Annotated in this window: 14 protein-coding genes; 6 read left to right on the top strand and 8 right to left on the bottom strand. The window is 34.5% G+C overall.

Annotated features, from left to right (window positions below; translation table 11 throughout):
• A partial coding sequence (locus TA89_RS15580; protein ID WP_479723479.1) for a P-loop NTPase family protein occupies positions 1–570 on the bottom strand: 570 nt, incomplete at its 3' end.
• Complete coding sequence (locus tag TA89_RS15575) at positions 567–1,550, bottom strand: DnaD domain protein (protein ID WP_040214702.1); 984 nt, start codon at positions 1,548–1,550, stop codon at positions 567–569. The genes TA89_RS15580 and TA89_RS15575, both read right to left, overlap by 4 nt.
• Positions 1,551–1,783: 233 nt before the next feature.
• Here TA89_RS15575 and TA89_RS17835 point away from each other — a divergent pair, with 233 nt between their 5' ends.
• Positions 1,784–2,926: a M23 family metallopeptidase gene (locus tag TA89_RS17835; protein ID WP_052447562.1), complete on the top strand. Its 1,143-nt coding sequence runs from the start codon at positions 1,784–1,786 to the stop codon at positions 2,924–2,926.
• Between the two features lie 49 nt (positions 2,927–2,975).
• Here the strand turns inward: TA89_RS17835 and TA89_RS15565 are convergent, their stop codons facing one another.
• From TA89_RS15565 to TA89_RS15545, 5 genes are all read right to left on the bottom strand, one after another.
• Positions 2,976–4,169: a S8 family serine peptidase gene (locus TA89_RS15565; protein ID WP_040214701.1), complete on the bottom strand. Its 1,194-nt coding sequence runs from the start codon at positions 4,167–4,169 to the stop codon at positions 2,976–2,978.
• Positions 4,170–4,249: 80 nt separating this feature from the next.
• Positions 4,250–5,143, bottom strand: coding sequence for a selenium metabolism-associated LysR family transcriptional regulator (locus TA89_RS15560; RefSeq protein WP_040214700.1), 894 nt, complete (start codon positions 5,141–5,143; stop codon positions 4,250–4,252).
• Positions 5,144–5,165: 22 nt separating this feature from the next.
• Positions 5,166–5,600 carry a DMT family transporter gene (locus TA89_RS15555; protein ID WP_040214699.1) on the bottom strand — a complete coding sequence of 145 codons (435 nt, stop codon included), beginning with the start codon at positions 5,598–5,600 and terminating at the stop codon, positions 5,166–5,168.
• Positions 5,601–5,691: 91 nt separating this feature from the next.
• Complete coding sequence (locus tag TA89_RS15550; protein WP_040214698.1) at positions 5,692–6,147, bottom strand: dUTP diphosphatase; 456 nt, start codon at positions 6,145–6,147, stop codon at positions 5,692–5,694.
• 270 nt (positions 6,148–6,417) lie between these two features.
• Positions 6,418–6,966 carry a 2'-5' RNA ligase family protein gene (locus TA89_RS15545; RefSeq protein WP_040214697.1) on the bottom strand — a complete coding sequence of 183 codons (549 nt, stop codon included), beginning with the start codon at positions 6,964–6,966 and terminating at the stop codon, positions 6,418–6,420.
• Positions 6,967–7,104: 138 nt separating this feature from the next.
• Between TA89_RS15545 and TA89_RS18145 the strand changes: the two genes are divergently transcribed.
• From TA89_RS18145 to TA89_RS15530, 5 genes are all read left to right on the top strand, one after another.
• Positions 7,105–7,263 (top strand): DUF1540 domain-containing protein, encoded by a 159-nt coding sequence (locus TA89_RS18145; protein ID WP_082023980.1) that lies wholly within the window; start codon positions 7,105–7,107, stop codon positions 7,261–7,263.
• 491 nt (positions 7,264–7,754) lie between these two features.
• Positions 7,755–9,011 carry a UDP-N-acetylglucosamine 1-carboxyvinyltransferase gene (locus TA89_RS15540; protein ID WP_040214696.1) on the top strand — a complete coding sequence of 419 codons (1,257 nt, stop codon included), beginning with the start codon at positions 7,755–7,757 and terminating at the stop codon, positions 9,009–9,011.
• A 13-nt stretch (positions 9,012–9,024) separates the two neighbouring features.
• Positions 9,025–9,816 (top strand): MBL fold metallo-hydrolase, encoded by a 792-nt coding sequence (locus TA89_RS15535; protein ID WP_040214695.1) that lies wholly within the window; start codon positions 9,025–9,027, stop codon positions 9,814–9,816.
• Between the two features lie 22 nt (positions 9,817–9,838).
• On the top strand, positions 9,839–10,012 hold the full coding sequence (locus tag TA89_RS18140) for a CxxH/CxxC protein (protein WP_187119322.1): 174 nt from the start codon (positions 9,839–9,841) through the stop codon (positions 10,010–10,012).
• Positions 10,013–10,093: 81 nt separating this feature from the next.
• Positions 10,094–10,591 carry an SEC-C metal-binding domain-containing protein gene (locus TA89_RS15530; RefSeq protein ID WP_040214694.1) on the top strand — a complete coding sequence of 166 codons (498 nt, stop codon included), beginning with the start codon at positions 10,094–10,096 and terminating at the stop codon, positions 10,589–10,591.
• A gap of 53 nt (positions 10,592–10,644) precedes the next feature.
• On the opposite strand, the gene TA89_RS15525 is transcribed toward TA89_RS15530, so the two are convergent.
• Positions 10,645–11,388: an NADPH-dependent oxidoreductase gene (locus tag TA89_RS15525; RefSeq protein WP_040214693.1), complete on the bottom strand. Its 744-nt coding sequence runs from the start codon at positions 11,386–11,388 to the stop codon at positions 10,645–10,647.
• Between the last annotated feature and the right edge of the window lie 40 nt (positions 11,389–11,428).

Genomic DNA, 11,428 nt, shown 5'->3' with positions numbered 1-11,428 from the left:
AAACATTAAGTTATCATAATGGTTTTTAAAATTTGGGAGGTATTCTCCCTGAATCTTTTCTAAAATATTCTCCATATTTTTTCTGGGAGAATATCTTTCACTGCCTATTCTATGAGTTTCATAATAATCCAGCTTAAAGGTGGCAAAGTTATTTAGCCTTACAGCCTCCTGAAGATCAGAGTTTCTGTAATATAGGTTTATCTGCTTTTGTTTATAGCATCTGCATTTTTCTGTTCCTATGTATCCTGTATCCTGACACTTAGGGCATTTATAGTGAAGATTTAAATATTCTCTGTCATAACCGTTAAAAACTAAAAGCTCATATTTTCTTGCCCTTAAATCAGTTATTTTATTTCTGAGATTTTTTACTGCTTCATCTATGTTATCTTTATTTTTTATGAAACAAAGGGAAAGCTCTATGCTTAACTTTGCAATTTGTCTGTCCAGCTCCATTATTTCAGGATGCTTTCTTTCTATCTCTTCTTTTCGTGCTTCTAAAGCTTTTCTTTCATATTCTCTCGTTTCTTCGTATAGTTTCATTATTTCGCTATGATATCCCTGTACCATCATTTATCCCATCCTAACAATTTCTTTTCTAAAGAATCATAATCATATACCCTTTGATCAAAGTTGTTGAATTTAAGATCATTTTTTATATTAGGCGATACCTTTCTTTTAGAAACACCAGAATCTTTTTTGCTGTCCTTAACTGCTATATCCTGCAGTGTTTTAATATCATCCTTGAACCAGCTGTTCAATATTCCGTCTATATATTTGAAGTCTGCTCTGTTTAAGCGTTCAAAGCATATGTCGCAGGCTTTAAGTACGATTTCAACCTGGAAATTGTAAGTATTTAGCCATTTATCCATCATATCCTCCTGAGGCTTCATAACCTCATTGGATTTAATGCCTAGATAGGACAGGATTTTTCTTATTTTTACCCACTTATCTTCATTTTTCTTAATATACTGCTGAGCATCTTCTATGGTCTTAATATTTGCATCATTCCAGGCAATAGCTACTTTTTCTATGTATCTTGTATCGCTTTTTCCTTTGGATACGCAGTATTCAACCAGCAGAAGTATCAGCTCATAGGAAAAAGAAAAATCCTTTTCCCAGCTTAAATAAGAACTCATCTCTTTTGGAGAGAGAGGTCTTGCAAGCAGCTTTTCAATTTCTTTAAGCATCTCCTTGGTACTATCAGTATTTAAAGCTTCAAGCAGGTTAAAGTTTTTATCTGCTTTTTCAAGCTCCTCTTCAAGGTATAAGAATTCAATATTAAAATTACCCATATTATCGATAGGTACCAACTTAATTACACCTTCATCATTCCAGTAATTAAGTGCATTTATAATATCAGATTCCAAAAGGTTGAGATTGTTTGCTATTATATTTGAGCTGACTCCTGCTTCGCCTGAAGAGCTATATTTAAGCATCAGCAGATAGACCTTTACAAATTCCCCTCGAGCTTTTGGCATATACTTATCTATAAAGACATTGCTTACCGGTGTAAAACTGATAGTGGAGTTCTTAAGCATGAATGTACTCATGACTATAACACCCCTTCTTAATCTTTAATAGTATAGATTTATTTTTTATTAATGTTACCCCAGTGTATTTATTATAACAGAGGGAAGCCTGGCACTCAATAAACAAAAAAATATATAATATTTCACTATAAATGTTAAAATTATATGAACTATGAATATATGGTAAAATACTGGGGAAAATTAATAAACGTGCTGAGTTTAATTCAATACTTCTCTATAAAGGAGTGGAGATTATGAAATATAAGGCATGGAAAAAGGAAAGGCTTAAAAAATCTATAATGCTTCTGTTAGCTTTTTTAATGCCCTATGCTTCAGTTTATTACAGCGATTTTATAGATTTACTGCATAATAAACCCAATACAGCCGGTATAAAGGTCTTTGCATCCACCTTAGGCAGCAGACCTCAGGGTAACTATGGTTCTGATGTTCTGGCTATTAACAATGAATTTTCCAAAGAGAGAAATAATACCGCCAACAAGTTTAAAATATTGATGAATTATAAGCTTAAAACAATGAAGATAATAATAAATAATAAGGATGCAGCAGTGCTTTACAATAAGGAAGAAGCAGATAGGCTTATTAATAATTTTAAGGCCTATTACCTGGAAAAAGCTAAGGTGGATAGAGAATCAATAGCACGATTGGAACTTAAAGGTAATATAGAATTTAAAGAGTATTACTGCTATGAGTGGGAGCTGGATACCATGGAAGGAGCACTTAATAAGCTCCTTGCAGCAAGTAAAAATGACAACCTTAACCTTGAAATAGACACCTTAGAAAAATATACTGAAGAAATAAGTCCTAAGGTAACTATAAAGAGTTCTAATGAATTAAACGTTGGAGAAAGTAAAACTCAGCAAGGGGAAAACGGCTCCAAAGAAATTGAAAAGAAAACACTATACATTAATGATAAAAAGGTTAAAGAGATCATAATAAAAGAAACTATAACAAAGCAGCCCAAAGAAACCATCATACTTCAGGGAAGCAGGCTTACGGAGGAAAAACTGTCAGCGGTTTTAGCTAAGCCCTCCAGGGGGAGCGTAACCTCCTTTTACGGGATGAGATGGGGAAAAATGCATAAGGGCACTGATTTTGCCGGAAAAATAGGAGATCCTATTACTGCCGCTCTGGATGGAAGGGTAAAAGAGGCAAGATTTGAGCCTACCTATGGAAATATGGTGATTTTAAGCCATGGAAACGGTATAGAAACCCTTTATGGACACTGCAGCAGCCTTAAGGTGAAGGAAGGACAGCGGGTAAATAAGGGGGATATAATAGCTGAAGTTGGTAATACCGGACGAAGCACCGGACCTCATCTCCATTTTGAAGTGAGGATTAACGGTATAGCTAAAGACTCATTAAAATATATAAAATAAAGTTGGGTTTGAAGCTGTTAATTAAAAAAAGACTCCTTAGGGAGTCTTTTTATTTTATTATTTTCGATACATCCACCATACCTTCACCCTGCTGCCATCTGGGAAGTTCTATATTCCTGCAGGAAGCTTTAAGAAGTGCTTTAACATCCTTAACGGAAAGATTGGGGTTATTTTCCAGAACAAGAGTACAGATACCGCTTATATAAGCTGCAGCAGCAGAAGTACCGCTGTAGGAGCAGTAGGCTTCTTCAAGGGCAGGAGGATATATTTTCATTCCATTTCTTTCAGATATATACCTTTTATTAGTGTTTAAAGAGTATACATCCACGCATGCCGCAGATAAATCCGGTTTAAGGGTTTTGTTAAAGGGACCGCAGGAGGAAAAATCGTATTTTTCTATGGATCTTGTAGTATCCAGTCCGCCTACAGTGATGCAGTTTGTCAGGCAGGCTATTCCTTCAATGCTTCCTTCAAGGCTTGGATTACTCCCGCTGGGTACTACTGGTATTATGTTATTTTCTACAGCTTTATCAAGGAGCTTTGTAAAGCATTCCGTTACAAAAAAATCGTTATTATAGGATTCTATAGGCATACAGAGAACTCTTATATTATAATCCCTGCACTGATTTATAATGCTGTCTATTGCAGCTAATATATCCGAGGCAAAGGCTTTTCCCTGAGAGTTAAATGCTTTATAGCAGTAAAGGTAAGCACCGGGAGCCATGCCTTTATATACTCCTTTTGACAAACCTCCGTTGCCGCAGAGAATTCCTCCTATGAAGGTACCGTGACCATGGTCGTCATAGGGATATTTGTAATCATTTATAAAATCCTTGAAATATTTTATTCTATTATATGGATTGATAAGATCATAATGAGGATAAACTCCCGTATCTATCAAAGCTATGCCTATACCTTTTCCCGTAAGGCTGTATTTTTCCGAAAGCCTCACCCTGTTAGAACTTTCCACGCTGTTTGCGCAGAGAAAGCAAAAGGTATCCCTGGTTATCCATTTTACTTCCGGAAATTCAATAAGCCTTGCTATAGCACTAGAGCTTAAATAAGCACATATTATGGATATATTATCTAAGGAGTGAAGAACTGTCCCTCTATAAGATAATATCTTTTTTTCTATATTATTCTTAAAATTATTACAGTATATAAGCACCCTATATTTTTTGTAGTAATTATTTTTTAACCCATGCTTTAAACTGCTGTCCAGCTTACTTTTGAACCACAACATATAAACTCTCCTGAAATGTTTACAGTATATATTATATGAAAGAAGAGGGAAAGGTTATTACATTTATATAAAAAGTGATATTATTTCGAAGAGAATTCCTCCCTGCATAGTTCTAAAAAAGCATTGGCTGTAGGGGTAAGAGTTCTTTTTGAGTTTACTATTAAATATATATTTCTTTTTAAATCAAAATTTATTATGGTGCTTTCGCTTAACATATTAAATTTAATATAATCCTTACAAACAGACTTAGATACAATAGCTACACCGATATTTGCTTTAACACACTGTATAAGCGTGTCCAGATTGTTTGCCTCACATATTACATTTAATCTGGAGGGAAGCATATCGTGCCTTGTAAGCTCTTTCTCAAAGGTTTTCCTGGTAGCAGAGTTAGAATCTCTCACTACGAGATTAAGCTGCATAAGCTTATTTAAGGAAATTTCCTTAGGCAGCTTCATGTCAGGATGAGAAATCAAAACAAGCTCGTCCTCTTTTAATGAAAAGCAGTGAAGCTTATCATCTTTTACCTTGGTACCTATAAGGCCTATTTCACAATCTAAATTTAATATATCCTTTATAATGTCAGAAGACCCCTGCTCTTTTACCTCGTATTTTATATGAGGATAAATTTCATGAAACTTTTTAATAAGCTTGGGTACAAGGGTATTACAGGGGGTGGTACTGGCGGAAAGAGAAAGCTTCCCTGTAATATTATTTTCAAAACTGCCTAAAACTGAAACAGCTGTATTTTTTGTGTTTATTATATCGCTGGCATAATTTAAAAACATTCTTCCTGCAGGAGTAAGGTTTACTTCCTTAGAAGTCCTATCAAAAAGCTGAATGTTTAACTCTTTTTCTAAACTGGAAATATGAGAGCTTATGGTTGGCTGGGATAAATATATAGAGTTTGCTGCTTTAGAGAAGCTTTTAAGCTTTGCCACGCTGATAAAAGCTTCTATCTGTTTAAAATCCATAAAGACACACCTTTCTGATAAGTTAATTAACTTTCCACTTAAATACTATTATACCAACAATCATTATAGCTACGCCAACTATTTCGTTTAAGGTAAACCTTACTTTTGCTGCCCCAAAGAGTCCAAAGGCTTCAATTACTGCAGCAGTTATAAGCTGAGCTACTAATATAGTGGAAACGGCATAGGTGGGTCCTAAACTTTTCATTCCTTCCATTACTGAAAATATGATAAAAACTCCCAACAAACCGCCTAAAAGGTAGAGCTTATTGGCGTTCTTTACTTCTTTTATGCTGCCTTTACCAAAAAAAAGCATTATTATAACAGTTAACAGCAGTCCTGTACCCTGAACTATAGTATTAGTTTCCCAGGAGCCTATCCTTTCGCTGAGTTTAGTGTTAAATACACCCTGAAAGCTCATAGCTGCACCTGCTAAAATTGAAAAAAGTATTCCTAACATAGCAAATCACCTCAGCCATAGTTTAACCTACTATGATTATGTATATTATAAGAAAAAAAAGGAAAACAAAAAAGACTCTATAAATAGAGTCTTAATAAAGAGAGTTAAAATTATCTATTATTTCCTGTTCACTAAAGCCAATGGTGTGACCTATACTTAAAAAGTCTTCCATAAGTGTTATATAGTGATCCTTAGAAGATGAAACAAGCAAGTCATTAATATCAACATATAAATTTAAAAACTGATCACTTAAACAATATTCATTAGGCCTTGTTTCTACACTTTCAATATCTGTGTACTTTTTATCTATTCCAACTGTTAATATGCAGCTTAAGGTACTTATATACCTTGTTAATATATTATCTCTATGTATAACTTCTTCGTCTTCCCAATATTTGAAGCATTTTGTTGCATTGGCAAGAGCCCCCACTCTTACATTAAGCGCTAAAAGTTTTCTTGCATTTAACTTATACTCGTCAAGATTTGGGAGTATATCTAGAGATTTGTTTCTTTCTGCCTGAATCTTAAAAAGATTTTGTAGTTTCATCCTTTATATCCTCTTTTCCACAATTCCGGTATTCTTCTTATTCCATTCTACAAAATATTATATAAAATTAAAAGTTCAGTAAACGAATACAAAAAAATATTTTTTATTTTTAAGAAACTTACAATTTTTTAAGGAGTTATTTATGCATAAATTCCTTCAATGTACTTAAAATTATGAAATTAAAAAAAGGCATCTTGATTAAAGATGCCTTTTTATTACAATATTTCATTTATATGCAATTAATCCGGGAATAAAATAATTTATAAAACATTAAAAAGTCTTTAAAGGGTAGCTTTTTACCACCATTTCTTTTTTATTGTTTATAGGTTTCCATAATTCTATTCTGGCTATTTTGGCCATATTGTAAAAGCCATCCCTTTTTGCTAGGGTACATGCCTTATTAAATTCATTTTTACTCCATTCCCTTGAAGCAAAATTTGTATTTGCCAGGGAAACGTGCAAATCCCAGTTATCTATGCAGGGTCTTACATTAAATCCGTGGAGTTTTAATGTTTCATTGACGGATCTTGCAATCCTTTTGATGTAACCTTTGCTTTCCACTTTTAAATTTACAGATTTGTGAGGTTCATCAAAACAGATAATGTCGCTTAATTCCACTTTAAATCTCTTATAAGGCTTAAAAATTTTATATAATATCTCATCTAATTTATTTAAGTCAGGATCTTCAATAATTTCTAAGGTTATGTGAAGAGTTGGGAGATTTCTATATAATTTATATTTCCTAGACATAGATCTCTGTATCGGCTCAATTGCTTTGTATGATTCTTCATCAAATAAAGCTACTAAATAATATCTCATTTTTGCCCCCATATTACTAAAGTTAAGTATTCACATATGATTATAGCATATAAACCTTTACAAAAAAACATAGGAATAAATAAAAGATAAATACAAATACTATTTATGCAGTAAATTAGGAAAGGGGAATGTAATATTATGAAACATAACGATAGTATAGGATGTACAGTAACAGAGTGCAAATATCACTGTAAGGACCATAACTACTGCACCCTAGATTACATCAAGGTAGTAAAGCACACCTCCGATGCAAAAGATGTAGAAAGCACAGATTGCGGAAGTTTTGAGCCACAATAACAGTTTATAAAGATGATCACTAAAAATGACCACAGGTTATAGTGGTCATTTTTTGTTCATTAAAAATTGATTTAAATATAATTTATGATAAAAATTAATGTGTTATTATATATTTATCTATATAAAATTTTATTTGTGTACCAACTTATAAACTAAGTATTACGTAAATCATTATTAAATTTTAAGTGTTTATACAAATTTTGTCTGAATAGCTAGAATAAATATGTGAATTTTACATAATATACTTTAAAAAAGGTTGTAAATAGAAGTGAAGGTTATGTTATAATAAAAATTATGAGATTGTCCATAAAAATGCTTTGTTAAAGCTTTTTATCACAAAATCTCATGTTTTATATGATTTTGAAGTAACTAAATTCAATGAAAATGTTAAAAATGTAAATTTGATAAATGTAAATTAAAAAGACAGAAAACTGACCTACAGATAATATATTGGAAATTTAATACAAATTTTGAGCAAGGGTGAAAAGTATATGGAAAGATTAGTAATTAAAGGAGGCAGCCGCCTTAATGGAGCTGTAGACATTAATGGGGCTAAAAATGCCGCTGTAGCTATACTTCCTGCCGCTGTTATGGCAAGTGAAGGTAAATGTATAATAGATAATATTCCTGATATAGAAGATGTGCATTGTTTAGAGAGAATAATAGAAGATTTAGGAGCAGAAATAAAAGTAAACAGTAATACTATAGAAATCGACAGCAGAAGTCTGGTTAAAACCGAGGCTTGTACGGAAGATGTAAGAAAAATGAGAGCTTCATATTACTTAATCGGGGCTTTACTTGCCAGGTTTAAGCAGGCAAAGGTGGAGCTTCCGGGAGGATGTCCTATAGGAGTCAGACCCATAGATCAGCATATTAAAGGCTTTGAGGCTTTAGGCGCTAAGGTGGTTATTGAGCATGGAGCTGCGGTGGTTAAGGCCGACAGGCTTATTGGTGCCAATATTTTCTTTGACGTAGTGAGCGTTGGCGCAACTATTAACGTTATGCTTGCAGCTGCTATGGCAGAGGGATTAACCACTTTGGAGAACGTTGCAAAGGAGCCTCATGTGGTTGACGTAGCTAACTTTTTAAATACCATGGGCGCAGATATAAAAGGAGCAGGAACTGATGTTATCAAAATAAGGGGAGTTGAGTCGTTAAAGGGCTGTAATTACAGTGTAATCCCTGATCAGATAGAAGCAGGAACCTTTATGATTGCTGCAGCAGCCTGCGGAGGAGAGGTAACCTTAAATAACGTAATTCCTAAGCATTTAGAATCCATTTCAGCTAAGCTTTTAGAGGCAGGAGTAGAGGTGGAGGAAGGAGACGACAGCATAACTGTAAAGTCCTCCGGTAATTTAAAAGGAGTAAATGTTAAAACAACTCCATACCCAGGCTTTCCTACGGATGTACAGCAGCCTATGTCTGCTATGCTCTGCGTTGCATCTGGAAGAAGCATAATAACTGAAAGCATATGGGAAAGCAGATATAAGCATTTAGATGAGCTTAAAAAGATGGGAGCATCAGTAAAGGTAGAAGGCAGAATAGCAATTATTGAAGGAGTAGAAAAGCTTACAGGAGCAGTGGTAAAGGCTACTGACTTAAGAGCAGGAGCTGCTATGGTGGTTGCAGGCCTGATGGCTGATGGAGAAACAGAAATTTATAATATTGAGCATATCGATAGAGGATACCCTCATATAGAAAATAAATTCAAAGCATTAGGAGCAGAAATATACAGAAAAGTTGATTAATGGGGGAATATAAATGAAATTTTGTTCGCTGTATAGCGGCAGCAGCGGTAACAGTATTTTCATTGCCAGTGATAATACAAGGATACTCATAGATGCCGGACTGCCTGGAAAGAGTATAGATGCTGCTTTAAAGGAAATAAATGAAGATCCTTCGAAGATAGATGCTATATTCATAACTCACGAGCATTCCGATCACATAAAAGGAGTAGGGGTAATTTCGAGGAAGTATGATATTCCTATATATACTAATGAAGCTACCTGGAACAGTATGCTGCCCTGCATAGGGAAAATTAAAGAGCATAACATAAAAATTATTGAAAAAAGAAGCGTAACTGCTATAAAAGACATAGATATAATAAGCTTTAACACTCCCCATGATGCAGTGGGACCAATGGGATATACCCTTCATTCAAAGGGAAAGAGGATAAGTGTAGCCACAGACCTTGGAACCTTTACCGAAGAGGTTAAATATAATATTAAGGATTCTGACATAATACTATTAGAAAGCAATCACGATGTTCAGATGCTGAAGTATGGCCCTTATCCATATCCTTTAAAGAGAAGGGTATTAAGTGAAATAGGGCACCTTTCTAATGAGGCTTGTGCAGAAGCCTTAGTAAACATAAATGACGAAAGCAAGGTTAGAAGGATAATTTTAGGCCATTTAAGCAATACCAATAATTATCCTGAGCTTGCATATCAAACGGTGTTTAATATTCTTAATGAAAATAAGATCAACACAGACAAAGATATGATTATTTCATTAGCTGACAGAGGGAAACCAAGCAGTTATATTGAAATTTAATCTGAGTAAAGGGATGATTTCAATGAAGGAGCAATGTATTTGCTGCTGTGAGGAGCATACAGACATGGCTTTTGATGATTTTTTACTGGACAGCGAAACCTGGCCTGAACTTAATAAAGCTCAGAATTCCTGCAGCTGCAGCTATTGCAGCAGAGAAGCGGTTTACTGCCTTGAAAAATCTGTAAAGAGAGAGTAAAATATGTGTTAGTACTTCATTAGGACATATGAAGACAGTACATAGTATTTATAAATTTTACTGAAAGAGGAGAAATAAAGAATGGGTTTATATAAGCAATGGACAGATATGGTAGTGGATTATGTTAAGCATAAGGGAGAAGATGCATTCTGGAAAGAATACAGCGAAATGGAAGAAAAGATTTATGCAAATCTCCTTGCTGAAAGAGGAAAGGTTAGAAAAACTACTATAAATGAGTTAGCTGAAGAGTTTAAAAGCACTCCTGAATTTGTTATGGGCTTTGTAGATGGAATCAACGACAGCCTTGTTGAGCCTATGGACTTAGAAAAGGTAGAAGCAGATACAGAAATTTCTTTAAGCATAGACTATGAAAAGCTATATTTCAACATGTTAGATGCAAAGGCAGACTATTTATATAATCTTCCACAGTGGGATGGAATTTTCTCTCCTGAAAAGAGAAAAGAAATACAAAAAGAATACAAAGCATCTAAAACCGTAGTTAATGAAAATAAAATCGGAAGAAACGATCCATGTCCTTGCGGCAGCGGTAAAAAATATAAAAAGTGCTGCGGTAAATAATCGATATTATTTTGATTTATATAAAAATATCAGGTGCCAGGCACCTGATATTTTTACTTATCTAATTTAAATCCCTGAGCCTCCAAGGCATCCTTAACCTTTGAATAATAAACCTGCTTATACATCTTAGAGGTCTGGGTGCTCCAATCCACTTCGGCTTCTTTCCTTCCTATACCCTCCAAATAAACTCCCATTTCTTCATCATATTTATCTATAATCTCAGGAAGGGCTTCTTTATTATACTTTTCTTTATGCTTAAAGGCTTGCAAAGGCATCCTTGGCTTCTTTTCAGGATTATCATCAGGATAACCTAAAGCCATTCCGGCAAGGGGGAAGGTATACTTTGGGAGGCCTAAAAGCTCAATAACCTCTAAGGGCTTGCTTTTAACTCCTCCTGTAGGACCTATACCAAGACCTAAGGATTCTGCGGCAATAACAGCAGCACCATAGGCGATTCCTACATCCAAAGCACCGGTGGTGATGCCCTCAAGGCTTTCCTGTATAACCTGGGGTTTTCCAGCCTTTTCTCCTGCTAAAGAGGTTTTATAAAAGTCCATAGCAAAAACCAAAACTACAGGAGCTTCTGCAATATGCTTCTGATTTCCAACAAGCGCTGAAAGCTTAGCCTTAGTTTCTTTATCCCTTACGGCTATAATGCTTATCTGCTGAGCATTAACTGAATTAGGCATACTTTGAGCAGCCTTTAATATGGTGTCCAGTACCTCCTCAGGGATGTCCTTATTCTTGTATTTTCTTATAGATCTGTGATTATTCATTACATTTATAACTACATTCATCAGACCACATCCTTTAATAGTTATTACTAAATATTATGAG

The sequence above is a fragment of the Clostridium polynesiense genome (assembly GCF_000820705.1).
Classification (GTDB): Bacteria; Bacillota; Clostridia; order Clostridiales; family Clostridiaceae; genus Clostridium_AA; species Clostridium_AA polynesiense.
The sequence above is the reverse complement of the archived record's forward strand: the minus strand, read 5'-3'. Positions and strand labels throughout refer to the sequence as shown.